Below are 20574 nucleotides of genomic sequence, written 5' to 3'. Positions count from 1 at the left end.
CCCCGTTCCCCCGTTCCCCCGGTCCAAGGACCTGTCCTAGTCGGTCGCGATCGCGTTCAGTACGTTCATCCGGCCCGCCCGGAACGCCGGTATCAGCGCGGCGAACAGACCCACGAACGCCGAGGCGACGAAGACCGTGAGGATCGTCGTCCACGGGATCTCCAGGACGCCCATGCCCTCCAGCGCGAGGATCTTCTGGGCCGACGTGCCCCAGCCCATCCCCAGCCCCAGACCGAGCAGCGCACCGAAGAGCGCGATGACCACCGACTCCAGCCGGATCATCCGGCGCAGCTGACGGCGCGAGAGGCCGATCGCCCGCATCAGGCCGATCTCCCTGGTCCGCTCGACGACCGACAGGGCAAGGGTGTTCACCACACCCAGCACGGCCACGATGATCGCCAGGGCGAGCAGCCCGTAGACGATGTCGAGCAGCTGGCCGATCTGGTCCTTCAGCGTCTGCTTGAAGTCGGTCTGGTCCTGCACCTTGTACTGCGGGTAGTCGGTCAGCGTCTTCTTCAGCGCGGCGTAAGCGGCCTTCTCCTGGCCGTCCTTGGCCTTGGCGAACATGATGACGTTCAGCGGGACCTTCGCGGCGGGCAGGTACCGCTCGGCCGTCGTGATGTTCATGTACATCGCGCCCTTGTCGACGCTCGTGTCGTCGGACGTGACGGCCGCGATCCGCAGCTTCGCCGTACGCCCGCCCTCGAACGCGACGGTCAGGGTGTCTCCGACCTTGATGCCGTGCTTCTTCGCGTAGGCGTCACCGACCGACATGGCGTCCTTGCCGTACGCCGCCGAGAGATCACCGGAGACGGTCTCGCGCCGCAGGTCCTGCGCGTACGTCGGGTCGGCCGCGACGACCGGCTGCTTCTCCTTCGTACCGTCCGGGGCGGTCAGTTCGGAGTCGACCGCCTTGTAGTCGGTGACGTGCTCCAGACCCGGCGTCGCCGCGAGCGCCTTCCGGGCCTGCGGCACGATCAGCGCGCCCCGGGGGCTCTGGACGATGAAGTCCGCACCCACCGACTTGTCCAGCTCGTCCGTGGCGGAGGCCACCATCGAGGAGCCGACCACCGACAGGCAGGCCACCAGCGCGAGCCCGATCATCAGGGCGGCGCCCGTCGCCCCCGTACGCCGCGGGTTGCGCAGCGCGTTGCGCTCGGCCATCCGGCCGACCGGGCCGAACACCCGCAGTACCACCGCGCTGATCGCCCGGACCACGACACCCGCGAGCAGCGGGCCGATGACCACGAAACCGATGAGCGTGAGGACCACGCCGATCCCGAGATACGCCGATCCCTGGCCCGACTTGTCCGCTCCCGCGGCGGCGAGGAGCGCCGCCGTACCGGCGCCGGTGAGCACCAGGCCGATGACTGCCCGGAGCCGGCCGGCCCGGCCGTCGGCCGGTGTGCCTGCGTCCCGCAGCGCGGCCATCGGGGAGATCTTCCCGGCCCGCCTGGCCGGGATGTAAGCGGCGACGACCGTGACGACGATGCCGAGGAGCATGCCGATCGCGGGGGTCGTCCAGAGGACCGTCAGATCGTCCGTGGACAGGTCCATGCCGGTGGCGCCCATCACCTTCATCAGCCCGACGGCCAGGCCGACACCGGCGCCGACGCCGAGTACCGAGCCGAAGAAGCCGAGCAGCAGCGCCTCGACCAGCACCGAGCGGTTGATCTGCTTCCGGCTGGAGCCGAGCGCCCGCATCAGGCCGATTTCCCGGGTGCGCTGGGCGACCAGCATCGAGAAGGTGTTGATGATCAGGAAGATGCCGACGAGGAAGGCGATCCCGGCGAAGCCGAGCATCGCGTACTTCATGACGTCGAGGAAGGAGCCGACGTCGGCGCGGTTGGCGTCCGCGTTCTCCTTCTGGGTCTGGAACTTGTACGGTCCGGGCAGCGCGGCGGCCACGTTCCGCTTCAACTCGATGTCACTGACACCCGGTCGGGCGGTGACCCCGATGCTGGTGAACCGGTCGGGGGCGCCCAGCAGTCCCCGCTGCGCGGTGGCGGTGTCGAAGTACACGACGGCGGCACCGGGGTTGGTCACCTTGAACGTGGCGATGCCGCTGATCCTCGCCCGGATGTCACCGGTGGCGGTGATGGTGCGCAGCTCGTCACCGAGCTTCAGGTGGTGCTTCTTCGCCGTGTCGGCGTCGACCATCACCTCGGTGGGGCCCTGCGGCCGGTGGCCGGAGGTGACCGCCATCGACTTGCTGTCGTCGGCCGTCCAGTTGCCCGCGATCGTCGGGGCGCCGCTGCTGGAGCCCATGTCCGTGTTGTGGCGGTCGACGACGGTCACGCTCATGCTGGAGACGCCGCCCACCGCCGACTTCACCCCGTCGGCCTTCCCGACCTTCGCCAGTACGGAGGCGGGCAGCGAGTCGGGCCTGCCGTTCAGCGGGTTCTCGTCGGCCCCCTTCGCGGCCTCGGGGCTGACCGTGACGTCCGCCGCGGTGGCCGCGAAGAGCTTGTCGAACGTGGTGTTCATGGTGTCGGTGAAGACGAGCGTGCCGCACACGAAGCCGACCGACAGCAGGACCGCGACGGCGGACAGCGCCATCCGCCCCTTGTGCGCGAAGAAGTTGCGCATCGAGGTCTTCCAGACGGTCATGACGTCCGCCCGCGCGCGTCGAAGTCCTTCATACGGTCGAGGACCTGGTCGGCCGTGGGGCCGTACATCTCGTCGACGATCCTGCCGTCCGCGAGGTACAGCACCCGGTCCGCGTACGAGGCGGCGACCGGGTCGTGCGTGACCATCACAATGGTCTGCCCCAGCTCGGAGACCGACTTCCGCAGAAAGCCCAGCACTTCGGCGCCCGCACGGGAGTCGAGGTTCCCCGTCGGCTCGTCACCGAAGATGATCTCGGGCCGGGCGGCCAGCGCACGCGCCACCGCGACGCGCTGCTGCTGCCCGCCGGAGAGCTCCGTCGGCCGGTGCTTCAGCCGGTCCTTGAGCCCGACGGTCTCCACGACCTGCCGCAGCCACTCGGCGTCGGGCCTACGGCCCGCGATGTCCATCGGCAGCGTGATGTTCTCGATCGCGTTGAGCGTGGGCAGCAGGTTGAACGCCTGGAAGATGAAGCCGATCCGGTCGCGTCGCAACTGGGTGAGCTTCTTGTCCTTCAGCCCGGTGATCTCGGTCTCGTCCACGTAGATTTGCCCGGAGCTGACGGTGTCGAGCCCGGCGAGGCAGTGCATCAGCGTCGACTTGCCGGAGCCCGAAGGCCCCATGATCGCGGTGAACTGCCCCCGGGCGATGTCCACATCGACATGGTCCAGGGCGACGACCCGGGTCTCCCCCGAGCCGTACGCCTTGACGACCTGCCGCGCCCGTGCGGCAACAGCCGTACGCCCTCCAGTACCCCCGTGCCTGGGAATGGTCACAGCCGTTGTCACGGTAAGTCTCCTATGTCGGTCAACACCCGCTTGTCAGCAAGCAGGCAAGAAGTCTGTCGATCCGGGGTGCACCGGCGCACTGGTGCACGTCTCCGTCTCCGCCCTGGGGTTTTCCCCACCCCACCCCTGCGGCGGGCCGCCCGGTCGTGCGAGCGGCCATGAACAAACGTTAAGGAACAGCCCCGGTCCCGCTCGTCCTCCGCCGGGACGAACGCTCCCCGGCCATGTGTAAGGGGCGGACCCTAGGGGTTCCCCGGGGACCGGGCCGCGGACGTACGGGTACGCACGACGGGACATACGGGTGCGCACGACGACCGGGCCGCGGTAGTGCGGGGACTCATCCCGTTGGCGTCAACGCCGTGCAGGGGATGACCCGTTGGGGCGAGGGCAAGTCCGCACCCATGCACGGCGCTTGCCGGGGAAATACCGTCTCGCGTGGTCAGTTCCCGGGAGGCACCACCCGGGCACGACAGATCTGGAGGGAATTGATGACCACCCTGAGTTACTTCTTCCAGTCCGAGGCCGCCCAGCAGGTCCGGGAAGAGGGACGCGAAGAAGGCCGGGAAGAGGGCCGGGAGGAAGGCCGGGAAGAGGGCCGGGAAGAAGGCCGGGCGGAAGCGCAGGCCGGTGCCGTGCTGATGGTGCTGGAGCGGCGCGGTGTCGCCGTTCCCCCCGAGGTGCGGGACCGCGTCAACCGCTGCACGAACCTTCCGACTCTCGCCGCCTGGCTGGACCGGGCCTGGTCCGTCGCATCCGCCGGGGAGCTCTTCGCCCAGCCCTGACCCGGCCCCGAGAGGTGCGCGCCCCGGCCGGGGCGTTCACCCCTCCGCCGGCGCCTTGCCGGTGAGCGACGCCAGGCTGCTCCGTACGTGCGCCATGTGCGCGCGCAGTTCCTCCTGCGCCTCGGTGTTCTCCCGCAGGACCCGCTCCGTCTCGCGCTCCAGCCGCTCCGCCCGCACCCGCGCCTGCGCGATCAGCTCGGCGCCGCGCGCCTCCGCGTCCTCCTGGCCGTGCCGCGCCTGCTCCTCCGTCACCGACAGGGCGCGCTGCGCCTCCGCCAGGCGGGCCTCCGCGCGGGAGATCAGCTCGGCGTGACGGGCGTCGAAGTCGGCTTCCCTGGACGCCAGTTCGTGCTCCGCGGCCTCACCCCGCTCGCCCTGCTCCTTCTCCAGCTCCGCCAGCAGGTCCGCCGTACGCGCCCGCATCTCCCGCAGCACGCCGAGCGACTCGCCCCGCCACTGCTTCGCGTCCCGGCGCGAACCGATCCGCAGCTCGTCGGACGTGCCCTGCGCACCCGCCAGCAGCTCCTGGGCGTACGCGTCGGCGGCGGCCCGTACCGCGTCCGCGTCCGTGCGTGCCGCGTCCCGCAGCGCGCGCTCCGCCGCTCCGGCCTCGTCGTACAGCCGCTGAGCCGCCGCGAGCGCCTCGGAGCGCAGGCCCTCCGCCTCCTCCGTGGCCAGCGTGATCAGCGTCTGCGCCCGAGCGCCGAGCGACTCGTACGTCTGCGGGGCGAGCGCGGCCACCTGCTCACCCAGGGCGACGGCGGCGGCCTCCATCTCCTTCGCGAGTACGGTCAGCCGCGCCGCCCGCTCCCACGCCTCGTCGCGCTCCTGCGAGAGTCCCGCGACGAAACGGTCGACCTGCTCCGCCCGGTACCCGCGGCCCCGCACGCCGGTGAAGCCATGAGGTGACACCGATGCTGAACTCATCCTTCAAGCCCCTCTTCGAACACGATGTGCGGCCCGGCATTCCACACGGCCCGGCGCACATCTTGGTAGATCATCGCGAAGCGCTCATAACGCGACACTCCGCCCATCTCATCCACCCAGGATGCGGCACTCCGTCCCGGAAGCCGGCATCGCGGTCCGACAGCGGCCGGATCCGGCCCCCGGCCGACCCTCAGGACCGGGTGCTCCCGGCACCCGCACACGACAGAGGCGCCCGGCCGCGCATCGCGGCCGGGCGCCTCAGGAAGGGCTGTGTCAGGAAGGGCAGTGCCAGGAAGGCTGTGTCAGAGCAGCCCGTCCCACATCTGCTCCAGCAGGACCGACCACCAGTTGTCCGGTGAACCGAGCGCGGCCTGGTCCAGCATCATCAACTGTGCCTGGAAATCGACGGTCCAGCGGCCCGCCTGCTCCGGGGTGAGCCCGAAACGCAGCCGCCACATCCGGCCCAGCAGCGCCAGCGAACGCACGAACTCGGGCAGCCCCGAGTTCACGAACTGCGGCGGCACCGGCTGCCCCCCGGGACCCGCCTCCACCGGCACGGCCACGATGTTCGCCGTCCCGTACTGGACACAGAGCGCCCGGCCGAAGTCGGACCCCATCACCAGATACGAACCGGCGTCCGAGGCGGCCTGCACCTGCCGCTGGGCGGCCAGTTCAGCCAGTGTCGGCACCGGCTGACCGGGCACCGCCTGCGCCCAGAAGAACGGACCGAAGTCCACCGGCAGCCCCGCCCACACCAGCGTCTGCGCCACGACGTCCGGGACACCCTGACGCGAAACGGCCCGCTGATCGAAGCGGAAGACACCCTGCGGCCCGAAACTCTGCGCCAGTTCCTGCGCGACGCCCTGCGGCGGGAGCGGCGGCGCCGGCTGCACCGCGGGCAGCGGCGCACGCACCGGCGCGGGCCGCGCCGGACCGTCCGCCACCTGGTGCAGCTCACCCTGGTGGGTCAGGAGGTGCTGCATCCCCTGCTGACGGCTGGCATGGTCCCTGCCGTACGGGGCGACGCTGGTGATCCGCACCTGCGGCCACGTCTCCCGGATCATCCGCGCGCAGTACCCGCCGGGCAGCTCGCACGACTCCAGCTCCGTGTGCAGCTCGATGACCTGCTGCGGCGGCACGTTCATGGCACGCAGCTCGTGCAGCATCTGCCACTCCGGGTGCGGGGTGCCGGGCGCGGAACGCCGGATGAGCTGCTGCTCGGACCCGTCCGGCGCCCGGAAGCGCAGCACCGCCTGGTAACCGGGGCCCACGGTCGGCAGCCCGGTCGGCGGCTGCTGCGGATACCCGTACGCGGCACCCTGCTGGGGCGGCACGGGACCGGGCGGCGCTACGGGACCGGACACGGCCGGACCGGCCAGCATGGTCGCCGCCTGGTGCACCCCGCCGCCCATGCTGCCGCCGGACGGCGGCGCCGGAGGACCAGGCGGACCGGGCGGCTGCGGCGCACCCGGAACACCGGGCGGACCGGGCGGCTGCGGCGCACCCGGAACACCGGGCGGACCGGGCGGCTGCGGCGCGCCGGGAACACCGGGCGGGCCCGGGGGCTGCGGCGGACCGGGGGGCCGGGCCCCGCCGAGACTGCCCTGGCCGCCCAGGCTCGGGGTGGCCAGCATCGTCGCGGCGTGGTGGACCCCACCCCCGCCGCCCGTACCGCCGCCACCCGTACCGCCGCTGGACGGCGGCTTCGGAGGACCGGGCGGTCGCGGCGCACCCGAGATACCGGGCGGGCCCGGGACACCGGGCGGCAGCGGCCGGTCGGCGCCGAGCTGCGAGACCAGCTGCGTCGGGACGTATCCACCGGCCGGAACCCCGGGCGGCAGTGGCGGACCCTCGGGGGCACGCGCACCCGGCGTACCCGGGGCGCCGGGCGGCGGCGGAGTACCGGCACCCGCACCCCGGGCCCCCCTGGGCACGCGCGGGGGCGCCGTGGCCTTGCTGGTCGCGGCGTCGGCGATGTCACTCGCACCCGCGGCAGGACCGGGCGCGGGGAGGGGGCCGGGACGGGCAGCGGGCGCTACGGGCGGAGCCGTCGGCGCCGAACGCTCGGGCAACGGCATCGGCGGGGGCAGCGGGGACTGCTGCTGCGGAGGCTGAGGCGACTGCGGTTGAGACGGCGGCTGCGGCTGCGACGGCAACGGCGACTGCGGTACCTGGGACTGCTGCGGCGCCTGGGACTGCGGCGAGTGCGGTTCCGGCCGCTTCCCCGGACCGTCCAGCGCGGGCGCGACCGTCGTCGACGGCAACCCGCTGCCGCCCGACATCAGCGCGGTCCTGGCCTCCGGCGCCACCACGGGCGGCGCGTCGCTCTCGTCGTCCGAACCGGCCAGCGGCGGCGCGAACACCGTCGCGGGCAGCGGTACGGACGCGTCCTCCCCGCCGGGAACGGCGCTCGTGTCCGTCCCGGCCCACGGAGTGCCGTCCACGGGAACGCCGTCATTGGCCGTCGGCTCGTGATCGGCACCGGGGCCACCGGCGTTCGGCCAGGACGACCCGCCCGCATCGGCGGACGGGGTCCCGCCGGACGTACCCCAACTCCCGCCCGACGACGGCGTACCGGCGCCCACAGGACTCCCGGCACCGGAACCGGCATCCGAGCCGGACCCCGACCCGGACCGCCGGTCCGGAATCCCCAGCTTGTCCGCCGCGTCCTGCAACCACTCCGGCGGAGTCAGCAGGAACGACGTCTGGTTCAGATCGATCCGCTGCGGCGGTTCCGGCGACGCGGCAGCCGCCTCACCCGCCACCCCGTACTCCTCCTCGAAACGGCGGACGACCTCACCCACCGCGAGCCCCGGCCACAGCGTCGCCTCACCACTGTCGCGCGCGATCACCAGCCGCTGCCGGCCACCACCACCCGAAGGGCCTTCCGCACGGTCCTCCGCCCACACCACGAACCCGAGGTCGAACTCCCGCACCCGCACCTCACGGTGCTGATACGCGGGAACGTCCCCGTTGACCCACTCTTCCGCGCGCTCCTGCGCCTGCGCAAAGGTCACCATCGGCTCTTCACCCCTCGGCCGAGACCGGGACGGCCTGCGCGAAGCCGCCGTCCACCATCAGGTTCGCCACCGTTTCCAGCTCCGGCGGGTTCCCCGCAAGACGCTCCAGAAACGCATCGAAATCCGCACCGCACGGCAACAACAGCCGCTCCACCCTCTCGGCCGGCGGCCAGGCATCCTGGTCACGCGCATCGTCGTACGCACAGAACCAGACCGAGCCGACCCCGCCGCCCTTCACCTTCACCGCGAGGATCCCGCCCTGGACGAAACCGACACCCAGGTAATCCTTCGTCAGGTGGTCCCGCAAGCACTTGTTCACGTACACCAGGTCATTGACCGCGGCCTCGTCCCGCACCGTGAAGAACGGCTGGTCCACCAACAGCCCCAACTCCGCGTCCAGCGCGGCACCGACCGGCGCGCAACCGCCCGCCGCCTTCAGGAACGAGCGGTACGCGGCAGGCAACCGGTACCCCAGATCCTCCTCGACACCCAGAACCTGCTGCTCACCGACCGCCACCGACCCCTTCGGCAGCCCGAAGTGCGCCGGACGCGTGTCCTGGAGCGGGCGGGTACCCCTCTTCTCCTGGTCGACAGCCGCCGTCGCGAGCCCACCGTGGTGCCGCAGCAACGCCTTGACCTCGACCGGTACGAGTTCGAGCCGACGCCCCCCGGGCACGTGGTGCCAGGTCCAGCCGTGCGGAGTGGCAACAGCCGGGATCGTGTCCCACAACTCGTGCCCCGAAGCGGCCAGCGCCGCATTGGCCGACACGTAGTCCGTCAGCCGCAGTTCATCGACACCGAACCCCTCGGGGGGCTCCGCGATCTCCGCGGCGGCACGCGCGTACGGCGAGAAATCCGGGAAGCCGTCTCCGTCCACCCGCACACCACGGGGGTGGCGCGCGGCCCGCACCGGGTCCGGGAAGTTCACGAGCTGCCCGGCGTAGGCCGCATTCGGTGGCGCGGCTTGCTGCCCGAGCCGACCTGTCGTCATGGCGGTTGCCCCCTGCTGCGAATGGCTTAGACCGCCCGGGGCGGTCTTAGTGACGGACAGCCTATGCGGTGGGGCAAGAAGAGGCCCCGCCCCAGTTCCCACCGGCCCACAGCCGTAACGGACCGTCACGTTCGAGTGACCCGCAAGCGACACAACACCCCGATCAACAGCCCCAGCTTCCGCACCACCCGTCCCATTTGGCAGGCTGACCCCGCAACACGGGGGGCGCAACACCGGCAGCAACAGCTGCAGGGGGTGGGAGGGGTATCACAGCCATGCACACGGCACAGTCACCACAAACCGGGCCATCGGGCGACCCACGCCTGCGCTGGAGCAGTACGGAATCCCGCCCGCCGGAGCTCCTGCACCGCCGGGACGGCATCCTGCCCACCGTCGCCGCGGCACTCTCCGTACGCGGCGCCGACACCCTCACCTCGACCGCGGGCAAGGCCGACCAGCCACCCGCGCTCCACCCCCTCGTCCAGGACTTCCTCGCCACCCTCACCAGCGGCCAGCGGGAACGGTTCACCGGACGCTGCCCCGAAGCGATCCTGCTCTCCCGGCACCTCACCGCCGTCGAGGGCACCCGCTCCAAACGAGCCGCCCGCAAGCCCCTCACCAACGGCGAAGCCCGCCGTACCCTGAAACACGCCAAGATCACCGCCCGCCGCATCCGCGAGGACGGCGACCCGCTGCACGGCAGCTACGCACCGCCGTGCCGCTCCTGTACGGCGATGCTCGCCCACTTCGGGGTACGCGCAGTCGATCCGACCACCGAGAAGGGCTGAACCACCGCAGATGCCGCCGCACACGCAGGACGCGCCGGACGCTCCCAGCACCCGCTTCCCCGACACCGTCGACGCCGCGCTGCGCACAGCGGGCTGGCTGCCCGGACGCTGGGACATCCGGGGCGCCGAGCAGTGGGCCGACGCCCTGCGCGCCCACGTCTCCCCCGGAGGCCACCGGCACGCCGTCTTCCCCGCGGCCGTCGAGGCCTGGGCAGAGTTCGGCGGACTGCGGATCACCGGCCCGGCACCCGGCCGCCAGAACGCCCCGGCCCCGTTCCTCGTCGACCCGCTCACCGGCCTGCACCTCGCCCGTACACTCGCCGACCTCGGACGCGCCCTCGGTACCGAGATCGCCCCGCTCGGCGAAGAAGGAGACGGCCAGGCCCTCCTCGCGATCGACTCGGACGGCCGGATCTACAGCATCGACCACACCGGCGACTGGTACCTCGGCCCCGACATCGACCAAGGCCTCGCCACGCTGATCACCGGGCTGCAACCCCTCCGGCTCACCTCGGGCTGACCCCCGGCAGGCCCGGGGCACCCGCACCCGCGACCCGGGCCCTCACGAACCACGACCGGCTCAGGCCGCCTGCCGCCCCGGCAGCAGCGCCGACACCCGGAAACCCCCGGCATCCGTCGGCCCCGAGACGAACGCCCCGCCCAGCGCGGTCACCCGCTCCCGCATCCCCACCAGGCCGTTCCCCCCGCTGGGCAGCCCCGCATCGGCCACTCCCGCGTCCGACGGACCGTTCTCCACCTGCATGGCCACCTCGGCCCCCCGGTGCGCGAGCCGCACCCAGGTCTTCGCACCCGCCGCATGCTTGTGCACATTGGTGAGCGCCTCCTGGACCACGCGGTACGCGGTCCGCTCGACCACCTCGTCGTACCGCCCCGCCTCGCCCTCCACCACCAGCTCCACGACCATCCCCGCCGCCCTCGACTGCCCGACCAACGCCTCCAGCTCGTCCAGACACGGGCCGTCACCCCCGGCCGCCGCAGCAGCCGCGGCAGCCGCAGCTCCGACAGCCGCCAACGGCACCGGCGCCGGAGCCCGCACCGCATCCCCCGTACGCAGCACCCCCAGCATCTCGCGCAGCTCCGTGAGCGCCTGACGACCCATGTCCCCGACGAGCGCCGCGTTCTTCGACGCCTTCACGGGGTCCTTCAACGCCACCGCCTGGAGCGCCGCGGCGTGCACCACCATCAGACTCACCCGGTGCGCCACCACGTCGTGCATCTCCCGGGCGATCCGCGTCCGCTCCTCGGTACGCGCCCACTCGGCACGCTCCTCGGCCCGGTCCGCCAGCAGCGACAGCTCACGCTCCAGGCTGTCCGCGCGCTCCCGCAGACTCTCCATCAGCCGCCTGCGCGCCCCTATGTACAACCCGAACAGCACCGGCGGCGCGGTCAGACCCAGCGACATGAAGACGGACCCCAGCACCACGAACAGGCCGTCACGCGGACCCAGTCCGTGCCGGAGCTGCACGAACGTCACGATGAGCGTGCCCAGCAGCGACATCGCCGTCAGCGCGCCGGTCAGCCTGCGCGGCACATCGGACGCCGCGAGCGTGTAGAGCCCGACGATGCCCATGAGGAAGCCCATCTGGGCAGGCGTGACCGCGACCGACACCAGCACCACGGCGATCGGCCACCGCCGCCGCAACACCAGCACCGCCCCGGCCAGCAGCCCGAACACCACCCCGAACGGCAGGGGAAGCCCCGCCTGCCCGGAGAAGTCGACCCCCTCCAGCGCACACTCCAGCGCCGAGACGACCCCCAGCCCCACATCCAGCACGGCGCTGCGCCGCCGCTCCCACCACCACCAGCCACGGGCGGTCAGTCCCGTGGCCGTGGCGTCCTGGTACGCCCCCGTTGCGGTCATGCCGTCCAGCGTACGGGCGGGCCGGACCCGGGCTCACGAATTTCGATGCGGGAGGTTACGTGCGATACGCGACGACCACCCGAACCAGTGAATCGGCCAAGCTTTCGAAGCGGGTGAGCGCATATCGGATGAGGCTCGTCACATGACGGACACCAGCAGCAAATACAGCGACTTCGAGGGGTTGCGTGAGCGGGCGGTCGCTCTGCGGAGGGAGGGGCTGAGCCGCCGCCAGATCCGCGATCGGCTGTACATCGACAACAACGACATCCTCAACCGCCTGTTGCAGGGCGAGCCCGCGCCGGAGTGGACGAAACGCCCCCGCGCCAAGGACGGCCTGCGGGCGAAGGCACGGGAGCTGCGGCTCCAGGGGATGACGTACGACCAGATACAGGTGGAGCTGGGGTGCTCGAAAGGTTCGATCTCGTTGTGGGTGCGGGATCTGCCGAAGCCTCCCCGACGCACTACCACCGAGCAGGCGAAACTCGCCGGCCGTCTGCGATGGGAGCACGAACTGGCGGTACGCGACATCGAGCGCCAGAAGACCAAGGCCGCTGCGGCAGACGAAATCGGCACCCTGTCCGACCGGGAGCTCTTCTTCGTCGGCGTAGCCCTGTACTGGGCAGAAGGCACCAAGGACAAGCCGTACGACCGCCGGGAGAACGTCACCTTCGTCAACAGCGACCCTGGGGTGATCGAGGTCTACCTGGCATGGCTCAGGCTGCTCGAAGTGGCCCCGGAGCGTATCTGCTACCGGCTGATGATTCACGAGACAGCCGATGTGGAGACAGCCAAGCTCTACTGGGCCGAGCTGATAGGCGTCGATGTCTCCGTCTTCCAGAAGACGACCCTCAAGAAACACAATCCGAAGACGGTTCGGAAGAACACCGGTGAGAACTACCGGGGCTGCCTCGTCATCCGCGTCGCGCAGGGAGCTGAGCTGTACCGACGCATCGAAGGCTGGTGGCATGGCATCGTGGATGAGACGCGGTCTCTCCTCAGGTAGGGTCTGACGCTGTGATCCGCCGTGGGGTAGCGGCATCCCGCAGACCTTTGGAGTCTTGAGACGCTGGTTCGAATCCAGCCGGCGGAGCCACAATTCGGGTCCCGGCCTCCACGGCCGGGACCCGCCTTCGTTTCCGTCCCGAAACCCCCCCGGTATCCTGCGGGTGTCCACCCCCCGCAGCCGAAGGGCACCACCGTGAGCGCCAACCCCCCGGCCGTCGTCGTCCTAGCAGCGGGTGCGGGCACCCGTATGAAGTCGGCCGTCCCCAAGGTCCTGCACGAGATCAGCGGCCGCTCCCTCGTCGGGCACGTCGTCGCCGCCGCCCGTGAGCTGGACCCCGAGCACCTCGTCGTGGTCGTCGGGCACGAGCGCGAGAAGGTGCAGGCCCACCTCGGCGAGATCGACGCGGACGTCCGTACCGCCGTGCAGCAGACCCAGCAGGGCACCGGGCACGCCGTCCGGACCGCGCTCGAAGAGCTGGGCTCGGTGCCCGGGGGCACCGTCCTCGTCGTCTGCGGTGACACCCCGCTGCTCACCGGCGCCACGCTGAGCGCCCTGTCGGCCGCCCACACCGCCGACGGCAACGCCGTGACCGTGCTGACCGCCGAGGTGCCCGACGCCACCGGCTACGGGCGCATCGTGCGGGACCACTGCGGCGCCGTGACCGCGATCGTCGAGCACAAGGACGCCTCCGACACGCAGTTGGTGATCCGGGAGATCAACTCCGGGGTGTTCGCGTTCGACGGGCAGCTGCTCGCGGACGCGCTGGGCAAGGTGCGTACGGACAACAGCCAGGGCGAGGAGTACCTCACCGACGTGCTGGGCATCCTGCGCGAGGCCGGGCACCGGGTCGGGGCGTCCGTCGCCGGTGACCACCGGGAGATCCTCGGCATCAACAACCGGGTGCAGCTGGCCGAGGCGCGCGCGCTGCTGAACGCCCGGCTGCTGGAGCGGGCGATGCTGGACGGGGTGAGCGTGATCGACCCGTCGTCGGTGTTCATCGACGCGACCGTCACCTTCGAGCCGGACGCGATCATCCACCCCGGCACGCAGCTGCTCGGCACCACCCACCTCGCGGAGGGCGCCGAGGTCGGCCCCAACTCACGGCTCAAGGACACCACGGTCGGCAAGTTCGCCCGGGTGGACAACACGGTGGCGGACGGCGCGGAGGTCGGCGAGCAGGCGACCGTGGGCCCGTTCGCCTATCTGCGGCCCGGTACGCGGCTCGGGGCCAAGGGCAAGATCGGCACGTACGTCGAGACGAAGAACGCCACGATCGGCGAGGGCACGAAGGTGCCGCACCTCTCCTATGTCGGCGACGCGACGATCGGCGAGTACACGAACATCGGCGCCGCGAGCGTCTTCGTGAACTACGACGGGCAGCACAAGCACCACACCACGATCGGATCGCACTGCCGTACCGGTTCGGACAACATGTTTGTGGCGCCTGTCACGGTCGGGGACGGCGTCTACACCGCCGCCGGCTCGGTGATCACGAAGGATGTGCCGCCGGGCGCACTGGCCGTCGCCCGGGGCCAGCAAAGGAATATCGACGGTTGGGTGGCCAGGAAGCGTCCGGGAAGCGCCGCCGCGGAGGCCGCTCTCTCGGCGTCGGAGGAGCCGGTCAGCGAAAGCTGACCGGAAACAGGTGTGTTCATCTGCGCGTACCGTGATAGATACACGCACCGGCCCACGGGCCGGACATGCCCCGGCTCTCGGGCCGGATTTACGGGGTTCGCCCCGGACATATCGCACCGGCTGGCTCGCCCAGCAGCAATCAACACGTCTGAGGAGACTGTGCTGTGACCGGGATCAAGACGACCGGCGAGAAGAAGCTGATGCTCTTCTCCGGCCGCGCCCACCCCGAGCTGGCCGAGGAGGTCGCATCCAATCTGGGTGTGGACCTGGTGCCGACTAAGGCCTTCGACTTCGCGAACGGCGAGATCTACGTCCGTTTCCAGGAGTCGGCCCGTGGTGCCGACTGCTTCCTGATGCAGAGCCACACGGCTCCCATCAACCAGTGGATCATGGAACAGCTGATCATGATCGACGCCCTGAAGCGGGCCTCGGCCCGGAGCATCACGGTGATCGTGCCGTTCTACGGCTACGCCCGCCAGGACAAGAAGCACCGCGGCCGGGAGCCGATCTCGGCCCGTCTCATCGCGGACCTGATGAAGACCGCGGGCGCCGACCGCATTCTCACGGTCGATCTGCACACCGACCAGATCCAGGGCTTCTTCGACGGCCCGGTGGACCACCTCTTCGCGCTGCCGATCCTGGCGGACTACGTGGGCGCCAAGGTCGACCGCTCCAAGCTGACCATCGTCTCGCCCGACGCGGGCCGGGTACGGGTCGCCGACCGCTGGTGCGACCGTCTCGGTGCGCCGCTGGCGATCGTCCACAAGCGCCGTGACAAGGACGTCGCGAACCAGGTCACCGTTCACGAGGTCGTGGGTCAGGTCGAGGGCCGCGTCTGCGTGCTGGTGGACGACATGATCGACACCGGTGGCACGATCTGCGCCGCGGCCGACGCGCTGTTCGCCAACGGCGCCGAGGACGTCATCGTGACGGCGACGCACGGTGTCCTCTCGGGTCCGGCGGCCGACCGTCTGAAGAACTCGAAGGTCAGCGAGTTCGTCTTCACGAACACGCTGCCCGACCCGGGCAATCTGGACCTGGACAAGATCACGGTGCTCTCGATGGCGCCGACGATCGCCCGCGCGGTGCGCGAGGTCTTCGAGGACGGCTCGGTGACCAGCCTCTTCGAGGAGCAGGAGTAACCGTCTGAAGGCTGCCCGAGGGCAGCCTGAAGATCGATTTCTGGGACGGCCTCCCCGCCGGGTAGACTCACGGAGTTGCTCGGCGAGGGAGGCCGTACTCATAGGTACGGCGCTCCGTTATCGACGCGCTCTTCGTAGCAGGCCGCGATACGTGGCCGGGTGACCCAGCCGTTTTTCGTCACCTACGAGGAGTGCCACATGGCCGAGGTCAAGCTCAGCGCCGAAGTCCGTAACCAGTTCGGCAAGGGCGCCGCCCGTCAGACCCGTCGTGAGAACAAGGTTCCCGCGGTCATCTACGGTCACGGCGCCGAGACGGTGCACATCACCCTTCCGGGCCACGAGCTGATGATGGCGCTCAAGACCGCCAACGCTCTGCTCAGCCTGGACATCGAGGGCCGCACCGAGCTCTGCATCCCCAAGGCCGTCCAGCGTGACGCCATCAAGCGCACCATCACCCACGTCGACCTGCTCGCGGTCAAGCTGGGCGAGAAGGTCACCGTCGAGGTCTCGGTGCAGGCCGAGGGCGACCTGGCGCCGGGCTCCAACCTGCTGGAGTACGTGCTCAACACCCTGACCGTCGAGGCCGAGGCCACCCACATCCCCGAGTCGGTCACCGTCTCGGTCGCGGGTCTGGACGCCGGTGCGTCGATCCTGGCCAAGGACATCCCGCTGCCGGCCGGCACCACCCTCGCCATCGACGAGGACGCCGTGGTCATCCAGATCGTGGCCGCGCAGGCCGAGGAGCCCGCTGCCGACGCCGCCGAGGGCGAGAGCGCCGAGGCCTGAGCCTCGCTCTGATCCCGGGCCGCGTTGTTCCGGGACTTCGCTGAATCCGCCGTCCGTGCCGCAAGGCGCGGGCGGCGGCTGGCTGTTCACCCGCTTTCCCGGCTTCACCCGCTTTCCGGTTCACCCGCTTTCCGGCTTCACTCGCTTTCCGGCTTCACCCGCTTCACCGGCTGCCCCTGGGAGACGTGCAGATGACGACCGATCCGACCGCGCCCTGGCTCGTCGTGGGTCTCGGCAACCCCGGCCCCGACTACGCGGCCAACCGCCACAACGTCGGCTTCATGGTGGCCGATCTGCTCGCGGAGCGCATCGGGGGCAGGTTCAAGGCGCACAAGGCCCGTGCCCAGGTCATGGAGGGGCGGATCGGTCCGCCGGGTCCCGCCAACCGCCGGGTGGTGCTGGCGAAGCCGATGTCGTACATGAATCTCTCGGGCGGTCCGGTCACCGCGCTGCGCGACTTCTACAAGGTGGACACGGCGAACATCGTCGCCGTCCACGACGAGCTGGACATCGATTACGGCACGCTGCGGCTGAAGCTGGGCGGTGGCGACAACGGCCACAACGGTCTGAAGTCGATGACCAAGTCGATGGGCCCCGACTACCACCGGGTCCGGTTCGGTATCGGGCGTCCGCCGGGGCGGATGCAGGTCGCCGATTTCGTGCTGAAGGACTTCTCCTCGGCGGAGCGCAAGGAGCTGGGGTACTTCGTGGACCGGGCGGCGGACGCGGTCGAGGCGCTGATCATCGAGGGGCTGGAGCGCGCGCAGACCACGTACAACTCCTGACTCCCCCGGGCGTTCTTCCCGCCCGGGTTGACCGGATGCGGTTGCATGGCCAAGGATCGCGCCCCATGAAGCGGAGTCGTGGCGTCCTGCTGTACGCGCGCCGGGCAGCCATGGGCTGTGTCGCGGCGCTGATCCTGGTCGCCGGGTTCTGGTCCTCGTGGGGGACGGCCCAGCACGTGATCCTCGCGAAGGGCCGCGACCACGGCACGCTGACGGTGGCCTCCTGCGCGGGCGACACCTGTACCGGCCCGTACACGCCGTCGGCGGGGTCGGAGCCGCACTCGGGGTTGAGCATCGACAAGTCGACGGCGGCGAAGAAGGGCGAGGAGCTGCCGGTGGTGGTCCGTCCCGGGTCGGACGAGGCGATCCGGACCGGGTGGGCCGGGGTGCTGCACGCCTGGGTGCCGTTGGGCGGGGCGTTGGTGCTGGCGGCGCTGGTGATCGGTGGTGGACTGCGGATGACGCGTACGGCGTGGGTGGCGGGCGGCGCGGGTGCGGCGTTGCTGGCGGCGGCGTTCCTCGCGCTGTGAGCGGGTTCGCTCCGGGCGGTGTACGTCGCGGAGCTGAGCGGAGTTGAGGCCGGGCCCGTGCGGTGGCGGGGGTCCCGTACGGGCCCGGCGGTGTCAGTCGCTCTCCTTCGGGCCGTGAGCGTGCGCGTCGGTGTCGTCGGCCGTGCGCCGACCGTGGGGTGTCAGCAGAACGGCGACGGCTGCCACGGCCGCGAGCCCCGCGAGGACGAGGAGCGCCACCCGGTCCGGGACGGCGGTGCCGAGGGCCGACACCCGTTCCTCCAGGGCGAATTCGGTGTGTGTACTGAGCAGCGGCGGCAGCGCGGACGCGCCGTCGAACAGCAGGAACGCGGCGCCGAGCAGGATGAACAGGGTTCCGCCGACGAGTGACGTGGTGTGCAGTTTCAGGGGGCCCGCGGTGAGTGTTCTGCCGCGGAGCCATGTGCGGTGGCCGAGGTCGAAGCGGTCCCACAGGAGGGCCAGGACGAACATGGGCAGGGCCATTCCGAGGGCGTAGACGGCGAGCAGGAGTCCGCCGTGCAGCGCGTCTCCGCCGACGGCGGAGACGGTGAGGATTCCGCCCAGGACGGGTCCGGCGCAGAACCCGGCGAGTCCGTAGACGGCGCCCAGTGCGACGACGGAGGCCGCCGATCCCGAGCGGCGGGCGCCGGCGGCCTGTTGGAGGCGGCGTGAGCCGAATCCGAGGCCGAGGATCTGGGCCGCTCCCAGTGCGATGACGGTCCATCCGCCGACGGTGATCAGTGTGTCGCGGTGACCGTAGAAGAGACGGCTGGCGAAGGAGCCGGCGACGCCGAGCGGTACCAGGGTGGTGCACAGTCCGGCGTAGAACAGGGCGGTGCGGGCGACGAGTCGGGTGCGGCTGGTGAAGGAGTACGCGAAGAACGCGGGGAGCAGCAGGGCGCTGCAGGGGCTGAGCAGGGCGAGGAGTCCGCCCAGGAAGGCCATGAGGAGGCTGACCTCGGTCATGGCCGGGCCGCCTTCGCCGCCGCGTCGATGGCTTTGCGGAAGGTGTCGGTGGGCTGGGCGCCGAGCAGCGGTGTGCCGTTGACGAGGAAGGCGGGGGTGCTGGTGACGCCCAGGGCGTAGCCCTCTTCCTGGTCGCGTTGTACGGCCTTGTGTGCGGCTGCGGAGGTCATGTCCGCGCGGAACCGGTCGAGGTCTTCGACGCCTGCTTCGCGTGCCAGGGTGGTCAGTTGGTCCTGGTCGAAGTGGCCGGTGTTCCGTTTGTGCGGCTCGCTGTAGGCGAGGGTGTGGAACTCCCAGAACTTGTGTTGCCGGCCGGCTGCCCAGCCTGCGAGGGCGGCCTGCTGCGATTCCTTGCCGAAGATGGGGAAGTTGCGCCATTCGATGCGCAGGATGCCTTGGTCGACGTACGAGCGTTGCAGTGCGGGTTGGGTCTCGCGGGCGAACTGCCCGCAGAACGGGCACTGGAAGTCGGAGTACTCGATCAGTACGACCGGTGCGTCGGCGCGCCCGGTGGCCTGTGGGTCGGTTTTCTCGCGGCGGGCCAGGGCGGCCAGTTCGTTGTCCGGTGACGGGGTGTCGCCGGGGGCGCTCGTGGTGGCGCTGGGTGCGGGCCGTGCGGCGGGTTCGGGGGTGTGGCTGTCGGTGCCGTTCAGGGTGAGGGCGAACGTGGCGGTGGCGGCTGCGGCCACGAGGACGGCGGACGCGAGGACGGTCCGCTTGCGGTTCCTGCGGGGTGCGGGCGTGGTGCTGTTGTGGGGCATGGCGTGCCTCTCCTGATGCGGAGGTCCTGATGCGGAGGTCCTGATGCGGAGGACGAGAAAGGGGTGAAGGGGGCCCGGAGTCAGGCGGATGCCGGTACAGGGCAGGCGGTCTGGCCCGCCAGGCGGCGCAGTGCGGCTTCGGTGAGCAGGACGACGGAGGCGAGGGCCACCAGTGGTTGCAGGGGTGCCCAGTAGCTGAGCGCTCCGGAGGCGCCGAGCAGCAGCAGGACGAGTTTGTTGCAGACCGGGCAGCCGACCGCGAGGAACGACAGGATGCCGCCGAGCGAGCCGAGTCGGCCGCCGGTCGCGGGGTCCGGGGCCGAGGGGGCCGTGGGTGTCGCGGGTGTCGCGGATGTCGCTGGCCCGCGTACGTAGGTGCTCAGGACGATGCCTGCGAGGGCGGCGGTGACGGCGAGGGCCGGGTAGTTCCAGCCCTGTACGGGGACCGACCGGGAGAACAGCGGGGTGGGGATCACGTCGGTGGGCACGCCGACCAGTACGGCGGTCAGCAGCGTGCCTGCGCCTGCCGCAAACCACTGGTGGCGCTGCCAGTGACGCAGTGCCGAACCCGCCCGGCTCAGGGAGCGCGGGGAAGAGGACATGTTCAGTTGCTCCGATTCCGAGGATTCACGGACGCGACTCAGAGGTCGGTCCAGGACCGGGCAGGTCCTAAATCCGCAGAACGGAGAGGAGGGCTGGTGGGGGTGGTGGTGCGGGCCCTATGGGGGACGTCGCGGGGCGGGGGGTCCGCTCGGGCGTGACCGGTGTCGGACCGGTGGGCCGGGCGGCGCAGTTGTCGGCGTGCCGGTGGTTCTCCGCCCGCTGGGCTCGCGGGTCCGGGAGCATCTTCTTGCCGCACGCGGGGGTGGAGCCGTCGGCTTCCGTGGCGTGTACGGAGGCGTTCCGGACGTGGTGCAGGGCGGTGCCCGCGGAAGACACGGCAGAAGGCACAGCGGAAGAAGCGGCGGCGGGAGAAGCGGCGGCGGGCGAAGTGGCGGAGGTGGTGGCCCGTTCGGCCACGCGTCCGCCGCGCTCGGTGTGGCCGAACGCGCAGAGCAACGCCACGACGGCGACGAGCAGTCCCAGCAGGCCGCGGAAGCCGGCGTGTGCCGTTCCGGGTGCCGCCGGTCGCTTCATGATCGCCGATCCGTGGGGGTGCAGGTGGACCCACGATAGGC

19 protein-coding genes and 1 tRNA gene are annotated in these 20574 nt (G+C 70.9%); 10 read left to right on the top strand and 10 right to left on the bottom strand.

Annotation, left to right across the window (positions count from 1 at the left end):
* Positions 1-36: 36 nt before the first annotated feature.
* Together NBY69_RS17575 and NBY69_RS17570 are read right to left on the bottom strand one after the other, a co-directional pair.
* Positions 37-2610: an ABC transporter permease gene (locus tag NBY69_RS17575; RefSeq protein ID WP_250301929.1), complete on the bottom strand. Its 2574-nt coding sequence runs from the start codon at positions 2608-2610 to the stop codon at positions 37-39.
* Positions 2607-3395, bottom strand: coding sequence for an ABC transporter ATP-binding protein (locus NBY69_RS17570; protein WP_250301928.1), 789 nt, complete (start codon positions 3393-3395; stop codon positions 2607-2609). The genes NBY69_RS17575 and NBY69_RS17570 overlap by 4 nt, the downstream gene beginning before the upstream one ends.
* Before the next feature lie 488 nt (positions 3396-3883).
* Here NBY69_RS17570 and NBY69_RS17565 point away from each other — a divergent pair, with 488 nt between their 5' ends.
* On the top strand, positions 3884-4177 hold the full coding sequence (locus NBY69_RS17565) for a hypothetical protein (RefSeq protein ID WP_250301927.1): 294 nt from the start codon (positions 3884-3886) through the stop codon (positions 4175-4177).
* Between the two features lie 36 nt (positions 4178-4213).
* Here NBY69_RS17565 and NBY69_RS17560 read toward each other — a convergent pair whose 3' ends face one another.
* The 3 genes from NBY69_RS17560 to NBY69_RS17550 form a co-directional block, all read right to left on the bottom strand.
* Positions 4214-5104: a cellulose-binding protein gene (locus tag NBY69_RS17560; protein ID WP_250301926.1), complete on the bottom strand. Its 891-nt coding sequence runs from the start codon at positions 5102-5104 to the stop codon at positions 4214-4216.
* A 302-nt stretch (positions 5105-5406) separates the two neighbouring features.
* On the bottom strand, positions 5407-8124 hold the full coding sequence (locus NBY69_RS17555) for an SUKH-4 family immunity protein (RefSeq protein WP_250301925.1): 2718 nt from the start codon (positions 8122-8124) through the stop codon (positions 5407-5409).
* Between the two features lie 7 nt (positions 8125-8131).
* Positions 8132-9115, bottom strand: a complete 984-nt coding sequence (locus NBY69_RS17550; protein WP_250301924.1) for an SMI1/KNR4 family protein — start codon at positions 9113-9115, stop codon at positions 8132-8134.
* A gap of 275 nt (positions 9116-9390) precedes the next feature.
* Here NBY69_RS17550 and NBY69_RS17545 point away from each other — a divergent pair, with 275 nt between their 5' ends.
* Both NBY69_RS17545 and NBY69_RS17540 read left to right on the top strand, forming a co-directional pair.
* Complete coding sequence (locus NBY69_RS17545; protein ID WP_250301923.1) at positions 9391-9903, top strand: YwqJ-related putative deaminase; 513 nt, start codon at positions 9391-9393, stop codon at positions 9901-9903.
* A gap of 10 nt (positions 9904-9913) precedes the next feature.
* Positions 9914-10423, top strand: a complete 510-nt coding sequence (locus NBY69_RS17540; RefSeq protein ID WP_250301922.1) for an SUKH-3 domain-containing protein — start codon at positions 9914-9916, stop codon at positions 10421-10423.
* A 60-nt stretch (positions 10424-10483) separates the two neighbouring features.
* Here the strand turns inward: NBY69_RS17540 and NBY69_RS17535 are convergent, their stop codons facing one another.
* A complete protein-coding gene (locus tag NBY69_RS17535) occupies positions 10484-11785 on the bottom strand; it encodes a sensor histidine kinase (protein ID WP_250301921.1) in 1302 nt (433 codons plus the stop codon).
* 142 nt (positions 11786-11927) lie between these two features.
* On the opposite strand from NBY69_RS17535, the gene NBY69_RS17530 reads away from it, so the two are divergent.
* The 7 genes from NBY69_RS17530 (at position 11928) to NBY69_RS17500 (ending at position 17669) form a co-directional block, all read left to right on the top strand.
* Entirely contained in the window at positions 11928-12788 is an 861-nt protein-coding gene (locus tag NBY69_RS17530) for a hypothetical protein (RefSeq protein ID WP_250301920.1), read from the top strand.
* Between the two features lie 15 nt (positions 12789-12803).
* Positions 12804-12878, top strand: a tRNA-Gln gene (locus NBY69_RS17525).
* A gap of 105 nt (positions 12879-12983) precedes the next feature.
* Positions 12984-14426 (top strand): bifunctional UDP-N-acetylglucosamine diphosphorylase/glucosamine-1-phosphate N-acetyltransferase GlmU, encoded by a 1443-nt coding sequence (gene glmU, locus NBY69_RS17520; protein WP_250301919.1) that lies wholly within the window; start codon positions 12984-12986, stop codon positions 14424-14426.
* A gap of 164 nt (positions 14427-14590) precedes the next feature.
* A complete protein-coding gene (locus NBY69_RS17515) occupies positions 14591-15568 on the top strand; it encodes a ribose-phosphate diphosphokinase (protein ID WP_250301918.1) in 978 nt (325 codons plus the stop codon).
* Between the two features lie 198 nt (positions 15569-15766).
* Positions 15767-16354, top strand: coding sequence for a 50S ribosomal protein L25/general stress protein Ctc (locus NBY69_RS17510; protein WP_250301945.1), 588 nt, complete (start codon positions 15767-15769; stop codon positions 16352-16354).
* 191 nt (positions 16355-16545) lie between these two features.
* Positions 16546-17139: an aminoacyl-tRNA hydrolase gene (gene pth, locus NBY69_RS17505; protein WP_250301917.1), complete on the top strand. Its 594-nt coding sequence runs from the start codon at positions 16546-16548 to the stop codon at positions 17137-17139.
* A gap of 65 nt (positions 17140-17204) precedes the next feature.
* Positions 17205-17669, top strand: a complete 465-nt coding sequence (locus NBY69_RS17500) for a hypothetical protein (protein ID WP_250301916.1) — start codon at positions 17205-17207, stop codon at positions 17667-17669.
* 93 nt (positions 17670-17762) lie between these two features.
* Here the strand turns inward: NBY69_RS17500 and NBY69_RS17495 are convergent, their stop codons facing one another.
* From NBY69_RS17495 to NBY69_RS17480, 4 genes are all read right to left on the bottom strand, one after another.
* Positions 17763-18635 carry a cytochrome c biogenesis CcdA family protein gene (locus tag NBY69_RS17495; protein WP_250301915.1) on the bottom strand — a complete coding sequence of 291 codons (873 nt, stop codon included), beginning with the start codon at positions 18633-18635 and terminating at the stop codon, positions 17763-17765.
* A complete protein-coding gene (locus NBY69_RS17490) occupies positions 18632-19396 on the bottom strand; it encodes a thioredoxin domain-containing protein (RefSeq protein ID WP_250301914.1) in 765 nt (254 codons plus the stop codon). The genes NBY69_RS17495 and NBY69_RS17490 overlap by 4 nt, the downstream gene beginning before the upstream one ends.
* An 80-nt stretch (positions 19397-19476) precedes the next feature.
* Positions 19477-19998, bottom strand: a complete 522-nt coding sequence (locus NBY69_RS17485; RefSeq protein WP_250301913.1) for a hypothetical protein — start codon at positions 19996-19998, stop codon at positions 19477-19479.
* 67 nt (positions 19999-20065) lie between these two features.
* Positions 20066-20533 (bottom strand): hypothetical protein, encoded by a 468-nt coding sequence (locus tag NBY69_RS17480; RefSeq protein WP_250301912.1) that lies wholly within the window; start codon positions 20531-20533, stop codon positions 20066-20068.
* Positions 20534-20574 lie beyond the last annotated feature (41 nt).

It is taken from the genome of Streptomyces sp. A 4/2, from assembly GCF_940670765.1.
Taxonomy (GTDB): domain Bacteria; phylum Actinomycetota; class Actinomycetes; order Streptomycetales; family Streptomycetaceae; genus Streptomyces.
This window is presented reverse-complemented; position numbering and strand designations above follow the sequence as displayed.